General features: G+C 56.5%; 17 protein-coding genes, 1 tRNA gene and 1 riboswitch. Of the genes, 13 read left to right on the plus strand and 5 right to left on the minus strand.

Annotated elements, in window-relative coordinates; translation table 11 throughout:
• Nucleotides 1–13 precede the first annotated feature (13 nt).
• Nucleotides 14–208 carry a hypothetical protein gene (locus ACEW8N_RS16130; RefSeq protein WP_373500871.1) on the plus strand — a complete coding sequence of 65 codons (195 nt, stop codon included), beginning with the start codon at nucleotides 14–16 and terminating at the stop codon, nucleotides 206–208.
• Nucleotides 208–783 carry a molybdopterin-guanine dinucleotide biosynthesis protein B gene (gene mobB, locus ACEW8N_RS16135; protein ID WP_373500872.1) on the plus strand — a complete coding sequence of 192 codons (576 nt, stop codon included), beginning with the start codon at nucleotides 208–210 and terminating at the stop codon, nucleotides 781–783. Before ACEW8N_RS16130 ends, mobB begins: the two co-directional genes overlap by 1 nt.
• 209 nt (nucleotides 784–992) lie before the next feature.
• On the opposite strand, the gene ACEW8N_RS16140 is transcribed toward mobB, so the two are convergent.
• Complete coding sequence (locus ACEW8N_RS16140) at nucleotides 993–2,597, minus strand: class I adenylate-forming enzyme family protein (RefSeq protein ID WP_373500873.1); 1,605 nt, start codon at nucleotides 2,595–2,597, stop codon at nucleotides 993–995.
• Nucleotides 2,598–2,829: 232 nt separating this feature from the next.
• Here ACEW8N_RS16140 and ACEW8N_RS16145 point away from each other — a divergent pair, with 232 nt between their 5' ends.
• From ACEW8N_RS16145 to ACEW8N_RS16175, 7 genes are all read left to right on the plus strand, one after another.
• Nucleotides 2,830–3,690, plus strand: coding sequence for an EamA family transporter (locus ACEW8N_RS16145; protein ID WP_373500874.1), 861 nt, complete (start codon nucleotides 2,830–2,832; stop codon nucleotides 3,688–3,690).
• A gap of 183 nt (nucleotides 3,691–3,873) precedes the next feature.
• On the plus strand, nucleotides 3,874–4,380 hold the full coding sequence (locus ACEW8N_RS16150) for a PPC domain-containing DNA-binding protein (RefSeq protein ID WP_373500875.1): 507 nt from the start codon (nucleotides 3,874–3,876) through the stop codon (nucleotides 4,378–4,380).
• Nucleotides 4,381–4,394: 14 nt separating this feature from the next.
• Complete coding sequence (locus tag ACEW8N_RS16155; RefSeq protein WP_373500876.1) at nucleotides 4,395–5,459, plus strand: branched-chain amino acid aminotransferase; 1,065 nt, start codon at nucleotides 4,395–4,397, stop codon at nucleotides 5,457–5,459.
• 94 nt (nucleotides 5,460–5,553) lie between these two features.
• A complete protein-coding gene (locus ACEW8N_RS16160) occupies nucleotides 5,554–6,942 on the plus strand; it encodes a UTP--glucose-1-phosphate uridylyltransferase (RefSeq protein WP_373500877.1) in 1,389 nt (462 codons plus the stop codon).
• A 286-nt stretch (nucleotides 6,943–7,228) separates the two neighbouring features.
• Nucleotides 7,229–10,156 carry a M16 family metallopeptidase gene (locus tag ACEW8N_RS16165; RefSeq protein WP_373500878.1) on the plus strand — a complete coding sequence of 976 codons (2,928 nt, stop codon included), beginning with the start codon at nucleotides 7,229–7,231 and terminating at the stop codon, nucleotides 10,154–10,156.
• 3 nt (nucleotides 10,157–10,159) lie between these two features.
• Nucleotides 10,160–10,975, plus strand: a complete 816-nt coding sequence (locus ACEW8N_RS16170) for a 16S rRNA (uracil(1498)-N(3))-methyltransferase (RefSeq protein WP_373500879.1) — start codon at nucleotides 10,160–10,162, stop codon at nucleotides 10,973–10,975.
• A 43-nt stretch (nucleotides 10,976–11,018) separates the two neighbouring features.
• A tRNA-Phe gene (locus tag ACEW8N_RS16175) sits at nucleotides 11,019–11,091 on the plus strand.
• 27 nt (nucleotides 11,092–11,118) lie between these two features.
• Here the strand turns inward: ACEW8N_RS16175 and ACEW8N_RS16180 are convergent.
• Nucleotides 11,119–11,457 carry a hypothetical protein gene (locus ACEW8N_RS16180; RefSeq protein ID WP_373500880.1) on the minus strand — a complete coding sequence of 113 codons (339 nt, stop codon included), beginning with the start codon at nucleotides 11,455–11,457 and terminating at the stop codon, nucleotides 11,119–11,121.
• A 202-nt stretch (nucleotides 11,458–11,659) separates the two neighbouring features.
• A riboswitch (cyclic di-GMP riboswitch) is annotated at nucleotides 11,660–11,734 on the plus strand.
• 131 nt (nucleotides 11,735–11,865) lie between these two features.
• Between ACEW8N_RS16180 and ACEW8N_RS16185 the strand changes: the two genes are divergently transcribed.
• The 3 genes from ACEW8N_RS16185 (at nucleotide 11,866) to ACEW8N_RS16195 (ending at nucleotide 13,760) form a co-directional block, all read left to right on the plus strand.
• Nucleotides 11,866–12,303 (plus strand): ester cyclase, encoded by a 438-nt coding sequence (locus ACEW8N_RS16185; RefSeq protein WP_373500881.1) that lies wholly within the window; start codon nucleotides 11,866–11,868, stop codon nucleotides 12,301–12,303.
• 169 nt (nucleotides 12,304–12,472) lie between these two features.
• Nucleotides 12,473–12,889 (plus strand): ester cyclase, encoded by a 417-nt coding sequence (locus ACEW8N_RS16190; RefSeq protein WP_373500882.1) that lies wholly within the window; start codon nucleotides 12,473–12,475, stop codon nucleotides 12,887–12,889.
• Nucleotides 12,890–13,448: 559 nt separating this feature from the next.
• Nucleotides 13,449–13,760 (plus strand): hypothetical protein, encoded by a 312-nt coding sequence (locus ACEW8N_RS16195; protein ID WP_373500883.1) that lies wholly within the window; start codon nucleotides 13,449–13,451, stop codon nucleotides 13,758–13,760.
• 244 nt (nucleotides 13,761–14,004) lie between these two features.
• Here ACEW8N_RS16195 and ACEW8N_RS16200 read toward each other — a convergent pair whose 3' ends face one another.
• Nucleotides 14,005–14,148: a hypothetical protein gene (locus ACEW8N_RS16200; protein ID WP_373500884.1), complete on the minus strand. Its 144-nt coding sequence runs from the start codon at nucleotides 14,146–14,148 to the stop codon at nucleotides 14,005–14,007.
• Nucleotides 14,149–14,257: 109 nt separating this feature from the next.
• Nucleotides 14,258–14,773: a hypothetical protein gene (locus ACEW8N_RS16205; RefSeq protein WP_373500885.1), complete on the minus strand. Its 516-nt coding sequence runs from the start codon at nucleotides 14,771–14,773 to the stop codon at nucleotides 14,258–14,260.
• 153 nt (nucleotides 14,774–14,926) lie between these two features.
• Between ACEW8N_RS16205 and ACEW8N_RS16210 the strand changes: the two genes are divergently transcribed.
• Complete coding sequence (locus tag ACEW8N_RS16210; protein WP_373500886.1) at nucleotides 14,927–15,151, plus strand: hypothetical protein; 225 nt, start codon at nucleotides 14,927–14,929, stop codon at nucleotides 15,149–15,151.
• 534 nt (nucleotides 15,152–15,685) lie between these two features.
• Here the strand turns inward: ACEW8N_RS16210 and ACEW8N_RS16215 are convergent.
• A complete protein-coding gene (locus ACEW8N_RS16215; RefSeq protein WP_373500889.1) occupies nucleotides 15,686–15,847 on the minus strand; it encodes an ADP-ribosylglycohydrolase family protein in 162 nt (53 codons plus the stop codon).

The following is a 15,847-nucleotide window of genomic DNA, read 5'->3' on the forward strand; positions in this document are numbered from 1 at the left end:
AGGAAAATCGATAATGGGGAAATGCGTCAACCATCCGGACAAAGAAACCTCATTCATCTGCATGAAACACCAGATCTATCTTTGCGAGGACTGCCTCACCTGCCGCGACCCGGAACTCTACTGCAAATTCCGGGAGTCCTGCCCGATATGGTTCATCGCCAAGGAAGAGAAGCGAAGGAAACGGCGCGAAGCCGAGGAGGCCGCCTGATGCCCGGCCCCATGACGGGCGGGAAACCCCTGCCGCCCATGATCTCCTTCGTGGGACATTCCGGATCGGGCAAAACCACCCTGCTCGTCAAATTGATTCCGGAACTCAAACGCCGGGGCTACCGCATCGGGACCGTCAAGCATACCCACCACGAGCCGGAGACGCACGACAGGGGAAAAGACAGCACGCGCCACAGGGAGGCGGGCGCCGAAACCGTCATATTTGCATCGTCCCGCAGGATTTCCCTGGACAAGGAGACGCCGGGAGACGACCCCGAGGCCCTGCTGCCCTATTTCCACGACATGGACCTGGTGATCACCGAGGGGTTCAAGCGGAAAAACCGGCCCAAGATCGAGGTGTACCGAACAACAACCCATGCCGGCCCCCTCTACCGGGGGCAGGCCGACTTCGTGGCCATGGTCACGGATGCGGACCTCCCCTTGGAGATCCGGAAATTTCATCTGGAAGACATCACGGGCCTGGCCGATTTTATCGAGAAGAGATTTCTGGCGGACGCCCCGCGGCCGCAGGACGCCGGGAGATCCCCCTCCGCGGCCCCAAAGGAGAGCCCATGAAGGAACTGCTGGTTATCGTATTGATCATCGGGATCTGGTATCTGCTTCAGGCCTATATCCTGCCCAGACTGGGGATATCCACCTGAATGAGAGACGCCTGTCAGGTGACAGGCAGAAAAAAAAGCTCCACGGCCGAAGCCCCGGAAGACGGCCCCGGCGAGGAAAAAAAATGATGCGGTCCGAAAGCGCGCTTCCGGACCGCCTTCCGGTCAGTTTTTCAATCCGGAAGGTATCCCGGCCGGCCCGAGAAGCGGCTGGGCCGCCTCCCGGTACTGCTTCCGCAGGAGCGGCTTCTCGATCTTGCCCGTGGGGTTTCTCGGCACATCCCCGAAAAAGATCCGGCGGGGACGCTTGTAGCGGGGCAGCCCCCGACAGAACTCGCTGACCTCCGCCTCGGTAAGGTCGAGGTGGGGCTTGGTTTTGATGACCGCGGCAACGATCTCCCCCAGGCGCTCGTCGGGGACCCCGATCACCCCCGCATCCTGAATCTTCCCGTGGCTCATGAGAAACTCCTCGATCTCCACGGGGAAGATGTTTTCGCCGCCCGTGATGATGACATCCTTCTTGCGGTCCACGAGCCAGATAAAACCGTCCTCGTCCATCCGGCAGATATCGCCGGTGAGGAGCCATCCGTCGACCAGGGTTTCGGCGGTGGCCTCCGGATTTTTGTAATATTCCTTCATCACGGCCGGGCCCCGGACGGCCAGCTCTCCGGAATCCCCAGTCGCCACCGGCCTGCGGTCATTGTCCACGATCCTGCACTCCCAGTCGAACCCGGGCACGCCGATGGCGCCGACCTTGTGGCTGTTCTCGATGCCCAGATGGACGCATCCCGGCCCCGTGGCCTCGGTCAGGCCGTAATTCGTATCGTAGTCGTGATGGGGGAAGACCTTCTTCCATTGACGGATCAGGCTGGGCGGCACCGGCTGGGCGCCGATATGCATCAACCGCCACTGATCGAGACGGTACTCCCCAAGGTCGATCTCCCCGGTCTCGATGCCGATGAGGATGTCGTGGGCCCAGGGGACCAGCAGCCACACCACCGTCACCCGCTCCTCCGACACGGCCTCCAGGATCCACCGGGGTTTGACGCCCTTCAGGATAACGGTTCTGGCCCCGACAATGAAATTCCCGAACCAGTGCATCTTCGCACCGGTATGATACAGCGGCGGAATGCAGAGAAAATTGTCTTTATGGGTCTGATTGTGATGGCGGTTTTCCGCGTAGCAGGCAAATTCGAGGCAGCGGTGGGTGATATGGACGGCCTTGGGTTTTCCGGTGGTCCCCGACGTAAAATAGAGGGCGGCGCTGTCGCACAGGCTCAGGGGGACAAGGGGGGACGATGTCCGGCTCGCGCCAAGCACGTCGTCGTAGCCGACAGCGTATTCGGGCCGCTTTTCCCGCGGGCCCACGAAGATATAATGACCGATCGTGGCGTCCAGTGTCGATCGAACCTCTTCCAGCCGCTCGATGAATTCCTCTCCGAAGATCATGATTTTGGCCTCGGAGATCAGGGTGCAGCGGGCGATGGTCGGGGCAAGAAACCTGAAGTTGAGCGGAACGGCCAGGGCGCCGGTCCGCAGGATGGCGAAATAGGCGGGGAGCCACTCGAGGGCGTTGGTCATCAGGAGGACCACCCGGTCCCCTTTCTGGGTGCCGCGATCGATCAGGGCGTTGGCCAGGGCATTGGCCTGTTCGTCGAATTCCCGCCAGGTGATCTCCCTGCGGGTGTTCAGGGCGGGCTCCCGTTCGATCAGGGCGACCTCATCGCCGTAGATCCTGGCGTTTCGGCTTAAAATTTCCGTAATGATCATTTACTTTTCCTTTCGTAAAGAGGCCGTTTACCAGAACGCCGGTAAATGTTCAACCGGCATTTTCAAGTCCCCTGCAAGGAAGCAGGATCCCGCGCCGTCTTGACTTGCACCTCCCGGGGTGATACCGGAGGACATCCGGATATCCGGTCCGGAAACCGACCCGGCACGGCCTTGCCCCCAGACGGATGAAACAAGGGCAGGCTCCACATCCAAGGAAAGACGCTCCGCCCCCATGCTCTGGATTCTGCTCTCCCTCCTAACGGCCCTTTCGGTCTCGGCCCAGGACACCTGGGTCAAGAAATGCTTTTCGGGCATGACGACCTATGAAATGGCTGCCTACCCCCTGATCTACAGCCTTCCGCTCTTCGTGGTCTCCATCGCCTTCGTCCCCGTCCCGGTCTTCGGAAGCGATTTTGCCTGGGCCTTTGCCGTGAGCCTGCCCCTCAACGCCGTGGGCTTTCTCCTTTACATGAAAGCCATCAAAATCTCGCCCCTGTCGCTGACGGTCCCCTATCTGGCCTTCACCCCGGTCTTCATGCTCTTCACCGGCTATATTTTCCTGAACGAAATCCCCGGCCCCCGGGGGATTGTCGGAATCCTCACCATCTGCTGCGGCGGCTACATTCTCAACATCGACCCTGTCCGGTGGCGTCTTCTCGCTCCGTTCCGGGCCGTCTTCCATGAGACCGGTTCCTGGATCATGCTCATCGTCGCATTCGTCTACAGTTTCACCTCGGTCATCGGGAAAAAAGCGATCCTCAATTCCAGCCCCCTCTTTTTCGGGGTGTCGTTTTTCATCACCTTCAACCTCTGCCTGATCTGCCTCATGCGCCTCACCGGGAAAATCCGGTTCGCCGCCTTCCGGAAATCTCCTGTCAACGGATTCATTTCAGGGATATTTCTCTACCTTCAGACCCTCCTCCACTGCTTCGCCGTCTCCCTCATCGAAGCGGCGGTCATGATATCGGTCAAGCGGCTTTCCATCCTGTTCAGCATCCTCCTGGGCAAGGCGGTCTTCAAGGAAAGGCACGCCTCCATAAGGTTCAGCGGCGCCCTCCTGATGCTTGCGGGCACCCTCCTGATCACGCTGTAAAACCGGCCCAGTCCGCGGTCCATCCCCGATGCGGGGGACTTTCCTCCGGAAGGGCATCACTTAGCACTTGATTTAATTACGAACTGTGGTATTTAGGCCTGTTTAGACCGAAGGCTGAAGAGCAAGGACGATTTGTTTTTAATACCTTCAGACTAAACCCTTTCACCCCGAGCCCTGAAACAGATGGAATACACGGAATACCGCCCCGGCAGACTGATCCTGGGAAACATTCCCCACGGCGGGGAGCTTTTCGAATCGATCGCGGCCCTGTGCCGCGCGGCAACGGTCCGGGCGGCGGTGTTTTCCGTTGCGGGCGTGGTATCATCGTTCACCATCGGCGCCTATGATCCCGGGCAGCAGGTGTACGTGACGGCCCGCGAATCCGCGTCCAGGGAGATCGCATCCTGCTCGGGCAGCGTCTCTTTCCGGAACGGCGAGGCCGACATCTCCGCCCATATCGTCCTGGCGGATGATCAGGGCGCCGTCACCGGCGGCCGCCTTTTTTCAGAGACGCGGATATTCTCGGGAGAGATCCACCTGTGGGAATGGACGGGCCCCCCGCCGATGCGGGAATACGACGCCGCCACCGGACGGATGCAATGGCGTTTTCACCGTGAGCAACGCCCGACTGCGCCGCCGGGGAACGAACATACCCGGATGAACCGAATAAACCATAGCGATGGCATGTGAAGCGAGGAGGAAGCATGGAACTCAAGATCACCAAAGCGGAAAAACTGAAATCCAAACCCCAGGATGAAACCAAACTCGGTTTCGGCAGATTGTTCACGGACCACATCTTCAACATGGATTACAGCCCGGACAAGGGGTGGCACAACGCCCGAATCGAGCCCTACTGCAATATCGACATGAATCCGGCGACCATGGTCCTCCACTACGGGCAGGCGGTCTTCGAGGGGATGAAAGCCTACCGGACCCCCAAGGGAAACATCCAGCTCTTCCGGCCCCAGAGCAATTTTCACCGGATGAACGCCTCCAACCGGATGCTCTGCATCCCCCAGATCGACGAGCACTTCGCCCTCCATGCCCTGAAGGAACTGATCCGGGTCGAGCAGGAATGGGTGCCGAGCATGCCGGGCACCTCCCTGTACATCCGCCCGACCATCATCGCCACGGACGTGTTCCTGGGCGTCCGGGCATCCGATACCTACCGGTTCTTCATCATCCTGTCGCCGGTGGGCGCCTATTACCCCGAAGGCTTCAACCCGGTCAAGATCTGGGTCACCAAGCGCTATGTCCGGGCCGTGCGGGGCGGGATCGGCGAGGCCAAAACCCCCGGCAACTACGCCGCCAGCCTTTACGCGGGAGAGCAGGCCCACAAGGAGGGCTACACCCAGGTGCTCTGGCTGGACGGCGTCGAGCAGCGCTACGTCGAGGAGGTCGGCTCCATGAATATCTTCTTCTGCATCGACGGCGAACTCATCACCCCCGCCCTGAATGGCAGCATTCTCCCGGGGGTGACCCGGGATTCGATCATCTCCCTGGCCCGGTTGTGGGGCATCCCCTGTTCAGAGCGGCGCATCGCCATTGAGGAGATCATCAACGCCCAGAAGGAGGGCAAGCAGGTCGAAATCTTCGGCAGCGGAACAGCGGCCGTTGTGTCGCCCGTGGGCACCGTCAAGTACCGGGACGACGTGATCACCATCAACGACAACCAGGTTGGCCCCATGACCCAGCGGTTTTATGAGGCCCTCACCGACATTCAGTACGGCCGGGCCGAAGACCCCCGGGGATGGATCGAGAAGGTCTGACCCCCGGGCCCGAGACCCCACCGGCCATCCACATCCTGAAAACCGGGCACCCCGGGGGCGGACCGCCCCCGGGGCCCGCCCCCGAGAGGTGAACATGCCCCAAACCGGCTCCGGCCGTCTTTCCGAATTCATCGCCAAAATGGCCCGGGAGGGACTGCCCCCCATCGTCATCGACACCTTCGCCTTCTACTACGACAAGGTCATCACCGGCGAGACCGGCATGATCCGCGACGCCGAGATCGAGGCCCTGAAGGAGGCGGACATCCCGCGCTATGAAGACCTGGCCCCATACGAAGAGGCCGGCCGCGCCGCCTTTCCCCGCTCGGTCCGGATCATCCTCAACGGCGGGCTGGGAACGAGCATGGGGCTCACCGGCCCCAAATCCCTCATCCCCGTGAAAAACGGCCGAACCTTCCTGGAACTGCTGCTCCGGCAGTCAAGCCGCCGCGATGTCACCCTGGCCCTCATGAACAGCTTCAGCACGCACGCGGCCACCCTGGCGGCCCTCGACCGGATCGGCCCCGCGCGGATGCCGCTCTGCTTCCTGCAGCACAAATTCCCCAAGATCCTGCGGGACGGCTTCGGGCCGGCAGCCTGGCCCCAAAACCCCGAACTGGAGTGGAACCCCCCGGGCCACGGGGATATCTACACGGCCCTCGAAACCTCCGGGATGCTGGACCGGCTCACGGACGCCGGCATCATCTATGCCTTTATCTCCAACTCGGACAATCTGGGCGCTGATATGGACGAACGGCTTCTGGGATATTTTGCCGAAAAAAGCATCCCCTTTATGATGGAAGCCGCCCGAAGGACCCCGGCGGACGTGAAGGGCGGCCACCTGGCCCGAGCCAGGACCGGCGGGCTCCTCCTCCGGGAGTCGGCCCAGTGCCCCGAAGCGGAGCTGGACGCCTTCCGGGATATCGAGCGCTACCGGTACTTCAACACCAACAACCTCTGGGTCAACCTTGGGTTTTTGAAAACCCTCATCGCCGAAAACAAGGGCGTCCGGCTGCCCATGATCCTGAATCCCAAGCGCCTCGACCCCAGGGACGACGAGAGCCCCGGGGTTTTCCAGGTGGAAACGGCCATGGGGGCGGCGATCTCCCTCTTCAATGGGGCCGCCGCCGTGAGCGTTCCCCGGTCCCGGTTCTTCCCGGTGAAAAAATGCGACGACCTCCTGGTGGTCCGGTCCGACTACGTCCATCTCACGGACGACGACCGGATGGTGCCGAACCCCGGCCGGCGTTCGGAGGAGCTGAAGGTCTCCCTCGACCCCCGCTTCTACGGCAAGGTCGACCGCTTCGACGCCCGCTTCCCCGAGGGCGCTCCATCGCTTGCGGCATGCGAATCTTTGACCATCCAAGGCGATGTAAGGTTCGAGGCGGGGGTGACGATCCGCGGCCGCGCCGTGATCACCAATACCTCGCCCGAACAGGCCGTCATCCGGAAAGAAACGGTCGTCGAGGGAAGCCTGACCCTGTAGGAACGAATTGAAGCACCCCGCGCCTCCGATCGGATGCGCGGGGGTTTTTGGCCGGATGCACCACCGCATCCGTCAGCACGCCGATTTTTCCTCGCTCTCGAAAAATCCCCATCCCCATACTGGCATCTTTTGCCGAATGTGTTATTTTTGAAGGCTGAGGGGTGATACCCTCGCAGAGAGTCGCTTCAGCGGGGGTTTCGCAAAAGGGTATAGATCCAGGCCCGGGAATCCCGAAAAGAGCGTCGCAGTTGGCATTCCCGCCATTACCGGACACAAGGAGTGAATCATGCGAATGTTGTATCGTCGTTTCATATTGCCGCTGCTGCTGTCGTGGACAATCGCCCTTCTATTGATATCCTGCGGAGCGTTCAACCGGACCGGGAACCCGCCGGCCGGGGAGGCGCGCGCGGCCGCCCCAAAAACGGTCTGGCCCCAAGACAAAAGCGACCTGAAACCCGATCCTGCCCTGATGTTCGGAACCCTTTCCAATGGTTTTCGTTACGTTGTCGTCAACAACGAAACCCCCCGGGACCGGGTGAGCATGCATCTCATGGTGGAGGCGGGTTCGGTTCATGAAACCGATTCGCAGCAGGGTCTTGCCCACTTCCTGGAGCACATGGTCTTCAACGGCTCGACCCATTTCCCGCCGGGAGAGATGGTGAAATATTTTCAGCGGATCGGGATGGAGTTCGGCCCGGACGCCAACGCCAGCACCGGCTTTTTCAAGACCAAGTACGACATCCTCCTTCCTGACGGCAAGGCGGAGAGCATGGCCGAAGGGCTCATGGTCCTGGGGGATTATGCCGAGGGGGCCTCTCTCCTGGAAACCGAGGTCGAGCGGGAGCGGAAGGTGATTCTGGCCGAGATGCGCACCCGGGATTCAGCCGAATTCCGCACCTTTATCGAAACCCTCCAGTTCGAGCTCCCGGACGACCGCATCTCCCGCAGGATCCCCATCGGCACGAAGGAGAGCATCCAGAATGCGGATCGGGCCCTCCTGAAGAATTTCTACGATACCTGGTACCGGCCCGAGCGCATGATCCTCGTCATGGCAGGTGATTTCGACCCCGAAGCCGCCCTGCCCCTGATCCGGAAAGAATTCGAAGGGATGGCGGCGAGGGCCCCGGCCCGGCCCGAGCCGGACATGGGCGAAGTCCGCCATCAGGGCATCCAGCCCTTTTATCACTTCGAACCGGAATCCGGGACCACCGACGTCACCCTCCAGGTGATCCGCAACGTCCCCGCAGGTCCCGATTCCGCGGCCCGGGGAAAACGGGAGGTGATCCTGGACATCGCCAACCAGATCGTCCAGAACCGGCTCGACCGGATGATCCGGCGTCCCGGCAACCCCTTTACCGGCGCTTCCGCGGCCTCCGAGGTCTATCCCAAGCATGTCGAGTATTCTTACATCACCGCCCAGACCCGGCCGGAAAACTGGGAAAAGAGCCTTGCCGCCCTGGACCATGTCCTGAGGCAGGCCCTCGAATTCCCGTTCACGGACGACGAACTCTCGCGGGTCAAGAAGGATTTTCTGGCGGCCCTGGACAAGGCCGTGAAGAACGCGCCCACCCGTCAGAGCCAGATGCTGGCCCGTCAGATCACGGGCAGCCTGGAAATGAACCGGGTCCTCCAGTCGCCGCAGCAGCGGAGGGAGCTGTATGCCCCCGTCATCACGGCCCTGACGGCGGACGAGGCGCATCGCGTCTTCACGGAGGCCTGGTCGCCCGACCACCGGCTTGTCATGGTGAGCGGAAACACCCGGTTGCCGGAAGGAGCCTCCCCACCGGAAAGCGTGATCCTGAGCGCCTATGCCGAGGGTCTGAAAACGCCTGTGGCCGCGCCGGAGCGCGAGGCCGCCGTAGCCTTTCCCTATCTCCCTGCCCCGGATGACACGGCCCGCATCTCCCGGCGCGAGACCATCCCCGACCTGGGGATCGTCCAGGTCGATTTCGAGAACGGCGTGCGCCTCAACCTCAAGCCGACCACCTTCAAGGCCAACGAGGTGACGGCCAGGCTCGATTTCGGAGAAGGGCGAAGGGCGGAGCCGCCAAACAGGCCCGGCCTCGCCCGGGTGAGCGAGGACGTTCTCAATGAAAGCGGCCTGGGCGCCCTGGACCGGGACGCGCTGGAGCGGGCCCTGGCCGGCAAAAACACCGCGGTCCGCCTGAACATCTCCGGTGAAACCTTCACCTTTCTTGCAAAGAGCGTCACCGCCGAGATGCCCCTGATGTTTCAGCTCCTCCATGCCCGGCTGGTCGATCCGGGGTTCCGCCAGACGGCCCACGACCTGACCCTGGAACGGCTCCGTCAAACCTATAAAGAGCTCTCCCAGACCATCGAGGGCGCCATCCCTCTCTCGGGCGACCGATTCCTGGCCGGCGGAGACCCCCGCTTTGGTCTCGCACCCCATGAGGCCCTCGCCCGGATCACCCTGGCCGACGTCGAGGCCTGGGTGAGGCCGGCATTGGCGCGCGCGCCCCTGGAGCTTTCCATTGTCGGGGATTTTGAGGTGGACGATGCCATACGGCTCGCGTCCCTCTATTTCGGCAGCCTGCCCGCGAGGGCGGCCGAAGCGACGGCCCGCCCGGACGACCGCATCGCCTTCCCCAGGGGCAAGACCCTGGAGGTGCCCGTCCCGACCCGGATCGACAAGGGCATGGTCTATGTGGCCTACCCCACCGACGACATCTGGGACATCGGCAGGACCCGCAGGCTATCGGTCCTCTCCTCCGTCTTTTCGGACCGCATGCGGGAAATCATCCGGGAAAAGCTGGGCGCCACCTACTCGGCAAACGCCTTCAACACGCCCAGCCGGGCCTATCCGGACTACGGCGTCATGTCGGCGGTCATCGGCGTGACCCCCGGCGATGCCCAAACCGTGGTGCGGGAGGTCAAGACCATCGCCGCCGACATCGTCCGGAACGGCATCTCCGCCGATGAACTCAAACGGGCCCTGGACCCGGCCCTCACCGGCATCAAGGACTTGCAGCGGGAGAACCCCTACTGGCTCAACACGGTCCTCGCAGGCTCCCGGAAGCATCCCGAGCAGATCGCCTGGAGCCGGACCATGGCCCGGGACTACGCCGCCATCACCGGCGGCGAGCTGCGGCAGCTGGCCCTGCGGTACCTGGACAATACGGCTGCGGCAGTCATCATCATCCGGCCTGCCACCGCCGGCGTGGCCGAACGCCCGGCCGCGGGCAGGGCGGGATGAGCCGTGCGGCGGTTCCATATCGATTCAACCGTCATTGCGGCAGCCCTTGGCGCTCCCGCGATCTCCCCGGATCCAGGGAAACCCGGCCCAGGGCATTCGGAAGGCCCTGTCGTCCCGCTCTCGCCCGGTGACGCCAACCACGTCCGGAATGTTCTCCGGCTGAAACCGGGCGACCGGGTGCGGCTCTTCGACGGCAGGGGCCGGGAATACGACGCCCGGATCACCGCCGTATCGGCGGATGACGTGCGGGTTTCCGTCACGGAAGCGTCCGCCCCGGACACGGAATCCCCGTTGGCCATCACCATCGCCCAGGGCTTTCTCAAGGAAAAGAAGATGGACGACCTGATCCGCCAGCTTACCGAGCTGGGCATTTCCCGGTGGATCCCCTTCCTTGCCGAAAGGTCCGTGGCCCGGCCCGACCCCGGGCGGCTCCGGGCCAGAAAAGCGCGCTGGGAGAAGATCGCCGCGGAATCCCTCAAGCAGTGCCGCCGTAGCCGCATTCCCGAGATCGGCGACACCCTCTCCTTTGAAGAGATGCTTGCGGCGTCGACCGGCCAGGACCTACAGATCCTCTTCTGGGAGAAGGCATCCGACCCCTCCCGGGACCTTTTTTCCCTGGCTGAAGCAAAGCCCTATGGAACGGTCTTCGCCGTCCTGGGCCCCGAGGGCGGCCTCAGCGACGCCGAGGTGGACGCCGCCGTGGCGGCCGGGTTTGAGGTGGCGGCCCTGGGCCCCCGCATCTTGCGGGCCGAAACCGCCACGGTGTCCGCATGCGCCCTGCTCCAATATTTTTTGGGAGACCTGGGAAAAAACCCTTGACATCTGGGAGGATATCTAATAGTCAATCACTCGTTTTTGGTGCGCCGAGGTAGCTCAGTCGGTAGAGCAGGGGACTGAAAATCCCCGTGTCGGCAGTTCGATTCTGTCCCTCGGCATCTCAAAAACACCAGTTTTAAAAGGGGTTACGTTTTAGGGCGTAACCCCTTTGTTATTTCTGCTGCCATTTTGCTACCATTTTCCTGAAAAACGGTTTCTTCGAGCTTGCAGGCAGATTCCTGATTAAAGGGGCGCCAAAGATGCGCATAATTGGAATATAGGCCGTCTTCCGGTGAGGGCCTTTTGGCGGGATCTGAAAACTGCAGATTACCGACACAATACTTGAGCCCGCTATGTTTTTGGTATTCGATTGGTATACTTGCGTTTTCACTATTCCGGATAACTTCAAAAAGCCGCTGATAACTGAAAATTCTCTTTACAAAAAAACGCCATTCATTTATTGAGAAAATAAACAATACGATCAAGTCATACCCCCCTTCACCAGAAGGCAGAAATCACTGTCTCTCACAGCCTTTCCCGGCTAAATGATTTTTGCCTCAAGATATCAGACCACTCGTCTTGAAAAGGTATGGCGAAACTATGCACATTAAAGCGATACCTCTTAAATTTCCCAAGTAGAGCCTCCTATGGATCATTCGGTCCAGCAGGGGGCCTTTCTATTTCTTTCCATGATAAAGCCAAACCTACCGTGAGATAGGGACGGAAAACCACGGGTCTTCATGAGATAGCCGGGTTGCCAAAAGGTAATCCAGCTATTTTTGTTTTTTTTAGATGTTAGCTAAGATCCTTAAAAATTCAAGGAGATGGACAGGTAAATTTGGGCTTCTTTTAAGGAGTTCACTTCAAATAATTTTCGACAAAGGAGGTATGCTATGAATAATATTGAAGAAAACAAGGCGCTGGTCCACCGTGGCTTTGAAGAGGGATGGAACCAGGGGAATATGGATGTTGAAGCTGAGATCATGGCCACCGACGTTGTTTGCCATATGGTCGGCAGGCCGGACATTCACGGCAACAAGGACTGGGAACAATTCGTCACTATGTTCCGCACTGCCTTCCCCGATATACATTTCACAGTTGAGGATCATTTCGGCGAAGGGGGTAAGGTTGCAACTCGGTGGGCATTTACCGGCACACACAAAGGGGAACTACTGGGCATCCCCCCTACCGGCACACATGTTACGGTGACGGGAATCAATATTTATCACATCGTTGGCGGCAAGATAATGGAATTCTGGATCAAATTGGACAATTTGGGCATGCTGCAACAGCTCGGCGTTATCCCGCCCATGGGGCAGGGCGAGAAGTAATCCATGTAGCTCCAGAACGATACTTAAAGGCCGCAGAAAGACCAAATTAAGATTGAAACATCAGTTAAGATTCACAATTTTTGGGTGCCGAAACGTTTGGTCGTATGAAGGAACGCTATCTTTGCGCTGGTTTCCTATCCTAAACTTTAACATCTCTGAGGAGGAAAATATGTCAGAAGCTAATAAAACTGTAGTTCGACGCATCGTTGAGGAAATCTGGAATGGAAAAAACCACGACAGAATAGACGAATTTTATGCAGCAGATTTCGTTAATGTCGATCCGAGCAGTCCGGAGGTTAAGAACGTTGGGCAGTTCAAACAGTGGGTTGTAGAAATGAATGCTGGCTTTCCAGATGAACAGGTCACTATTGAGGATTTGATTGCCGAGGGTGATAAGGTCGTCAAACAATGGTCAGCCAAAGCCACACATACCGGAAATTTTATGGGCATCCCACCTACAAACAAAAAGACAAACATGCGAGGCATTACTATCTACCGTATCGTTGAAGGCAAAGTAAAGGAGTGTGTGTGGAGCTATGACGCCTATGGTTTCATGGTCCAACTTGGCGTTATTCCATGTGAATAACAAAAAACTCCGACTGACCTTCAACACTTATTTTTTGAATACGGCTTCATATCAGCGTGTTACGGCGGTCAAAAAAGTTGTTGGCACTACCGTCATGTTTTATCGCCATGGCCTCACGCCTCCCGGATCGTTGTCGGCATGGCGACGCCTACCGCCTGGAAGATTTTATCGCAAATGCCCTTGCCTCTGACTGCGGATGACGAGACGGCTATCACTCAATGATAGTGATCCGAAATTGGAATATTCATGGACGGTTTTTTTCCAGGATACCGACATAATACTGGAATCATCGATTTTGACGGTATGATGCAAGTATGGACGAGCTGGGATATCGCAAATTCTCTGCTTGTTTTGATATTCTCAATACATCGCAACCTGACTGACGTCAAAATGGAATATTTGCAAGATATAACAAATTGTTAAAAGAATCAGTTTCGTGCTATAATATTTTAGAAACAAGTTCGGCGAAAACCGTTAATTTTTTGGTGATATCCGTGAGGCCCTTCGTCGCCTGGTTACCTCACCGTTAGCCGTCACGCAAAAATTTAAGATTAGCCATATGAAAAAGAAAAATTACAAACGTCTTTTTAATTTATTCGTCAAAGATGTAAAGAAAATAGAAAATTCTTCATTCGTAAATATTGATAATTGGACTTTATCTGATGACCTTCTCAACGGAGTCATAATCGGATATACAATATTTGATCAATCTGATCGCGAATTATTGCACAGTATTGGCAGAAAATATGGGCTGATTCCTTTATGTTCAGATGAAGTTGTAGATATTGAAGTGTCTGGTGACGGCGAGATATTTGGATCTTTCGTCCGTACGATGTTTGGAAAACTATACATAAGTAAAAAATCTGGATAACAAGGGCATGAAGATGGGAGGGCTATTTCTTTCCGGTATGGTGGAACTTGGTTATTTCCCATTGTGAGGTTTTTTCTGATTATAACGGATTTTGGGGAGCCTTATTTTAATGGAGCAGAATATTACTACAGCGCCATTTTTAATATTTTTACTATCAATTCAAATTGTTATAAAATTGTCACGGCAAGGTCAATTACAGTATTTTCAGCTACTTATAATTAAAAAGTCGCTGTAGTACTAAATGCTACGAAAATTGAGAATTTCTCGGAATATTTCCAGAATGAAAATTATGTGCCATTCCATAGTGGATTTTCATCACCCCAGTTAAGACCAGACGAGTCTTTTCACTCTCAGGAATGTCTTCTGGTAGAGGGATCTTGAGTTTCATGCAGTATTTCTCTTATTACACTCAAGATCTTTAGCTCAGCAGTTTTTGCATGCTACTCGGAATTTTTGTGAAATATCTCATCTTCATGACTAACATATATCATCCTTGATCAAAAGCCCGCTAAGTTATAGATATTTTGAGTGCCCATAATCATGGATGCTTTCTTTAAAGCTGTTTCCCATATCATTTGTATATTATTATAAACCTCCTTAAGCCCTGGAATATAGAGCTGTGTTATATCCCTGTCAGGATTTCTGCGTACCCCGGTATATCGTTTCTTATCAATCTTTTCAGCTTGAACCTTTGGAGTACCTGACCATGCAGCCAGCGGCAGTATCGTAATAACTTTGATGAGTACATCACATTTGTTCCATGTACCAATTGCAAGACACTGAGCAGCAGAATCTTTTAGACTTTGATTCCTTGCAACTCCGTATTTCTTAAGTGATTCAAAAGGAGAATATCCGATCCACCAAGAGCCTGAATAGTAGTTTTTAGGTTTGTCACTGCTACCAAAGCGATATAGGATCATATTTGGAAAGATAACTGTTCGCTGTATCGCATAAAGCCCCTCACGGGCCTTTGGGAGTTCGTCCTGCATGAATTTTTCATTGACTGGCTGCATCTTAATTAATCCGCATATAGGGTTGTTATCGATAAAAACAAGCATATTGTTTTATAATTGAATTTTCAATAAATATCATGGTTAAACTGATCTTTGACAGTTGATTTTCGATTATAATTTCATTTCAGCATATTACGACGATGGAAAAAGCTCTTGGCACTACCCCACCGGGTTATCGCCATTGGCTCACGCCTCCTGTATCGTCGGCGGCATAGCGACGCCAACAGCCTGGAAGATCTTATCGCAAACGCCTTTGCTCTGGCTCTGGATGGCAAGGTGTCTGGAATCCAGTATTATGTTCAAAAACTTCAGTATTCTGGCTCCGGAATTTTTCAAGGTTACCATGACAAATCAGAACCTGAACTTGCTAATGGATAGGCAAATGATGCTGCCGGTTATATATGAGTTGTGAGATGATGCAGCGAATGGATCGCCATCTTTTCAGCGCTCAATACTTTCATGGATCCAGGAAAGCCGCTGAGTTGAGCATCAGAAGCTGGGCACTGATCCAAAACTTTGCTCCGTGGAACCCGGCAACCGTCAAAGACCATGGGTATAAAAGCCCGGTCGAGAGTTTAAACCGATTTTGCTAAAGTCAAAGTTGATGATTTCGTAAAAAGCGGGTTACCCCGCTTCGCGGTGAAATATGTCAGGCCAGAAAATGACCTTGAAAATGGGCCGTTTCCTTGGAAGTAAATTTTCAGACGGTTTCGTAAAAAATTCGAGATCAAGGCTTGCGAATCGCGAGGAATGCGGCGTACTTAAAGTACGCCGCATTGACGAGGGATGAAGCATAACGCAGATATCGGAGTTTTTACGGAACCGTCAAAGTTGGATTGAGAACCCTTTGATATCGGCTTAGCTGGGTGGCTATAGTATCCCTCCCCAAAATCCGATATAATCAGCATCTCTTCAATCGCGATGAAGATCGGGAGGCGGATGGCGCAGCCCCCCGATCCAGGATGCCGGGAACGATCCGTCTCCGTTGGCCGCCCCCAGCAGGGCACCCAGAACCGCGCCCCGACCGGCGTTGTCGCCGCCCAGGTTGGTATTGGCAATCAGCCCTGCTTCCAC

The sequence above is a fragment of the Desulfococcus sp. genome (assembly GCF_041737845.1).
GTDB lineage: Bacteria > Desulfobacterota > Desulfobacteria > Desulfobacterales > Desulfococcaceae > Desulfococcus.

Bases quoted from the DNA above. Each gene is read 5' to 3' on its own strand.
- ACEW8N_RS16200 (WP_373500884.1), bottom strand. From the start codon at position 14,148: ATGAAACTCAAGATCCCTCTACCAGAAGACATTCCTGAGAGTGAAAAG.
- ACEW8N_RS16160 (WP_373500877.1), top strand. From the start codon at position 5,554: ATGCCCCAAACCGGCTCCGGCCGTCTTTCCGAATTCATCGCCAAAATG.
- ACEW8N_RS16130 (WP_373500871.1), top strand. From the start codon at position 14: ATGGGGAAATGCGTCAACCATCCGGACAAAGAAACCTCATTCATCTGC.
- ACEW8N_RS16150 (WP_373500875.1), top strand. From the start codon at position 3,874: ATGGAATACACGGAATACCGCCCCGGCAGACTGATCCTGGGAAACATT.
- ACEW8N_RS16195 (WP_373500883.1), top strand. From the start codon at position 13,449: ATGAAAAAGAAAAATTACAAACGTCTTTTTAATTTATTCGTCAAAGAT.
- ACEW8N_RS16185 (WP_373500881.1), top strand. From the start codon at position 11,866: ATGAATAATATTGAAGAAAACAAGGCGCTGGTCCACCGTGGCTTTGAA.
- ACEW8N_RS16140 (WP_373500873.1), bottom strand. From the start codon at position 2,597: ATGATCATTACGGAAATTTTAAGCCGAAACGCCAGGATCTACGGCGAT.
- ACEW8N_RS16190 (WP_373500882.1), top strand. From the start codon at position 12,473: ATGTCAGAAGCTAATAAAACTGTAGTTCGACGCATCGTTGAGGAAATC.
- ACEW8N_RS16145 (WP_373500874.1), top strand. From the start codon at position 2,830: ATGCTCTGGATTCTGCTCTCCCTCCTAACGGCCCTTTCGGTCTCGGCC.
- ACEW8N_RS16155 (WP_373500876.1), top strand. From the start codon at position 4,395: ATGGAACTCAAGATCACCAAAGCGGAAAAACTGAAATCCAAACCCCAG.
- ACEW8N_RS16205 (WP_373500885.1), bottom strand. From the start codon at position 14,773: ATGCAGCCAGTCAATGAAAAATTCATGCAGGACGAACTCCCAAAGGCC.
- ACEW8N_RS16165 (WP_373500878.1), top strand. From the start codon at position 7,229: ATGCGAATGTTGTATCGTCGTTTCATATTGCCGCTGCTGCTGTCGTGG.
- mobB (WP_373500872.1), top strand. From the start codon at position 208: ATGCCCGGCCCCATGACGGGCGGGAAACCCCTGCCGCCCATGATCTCC.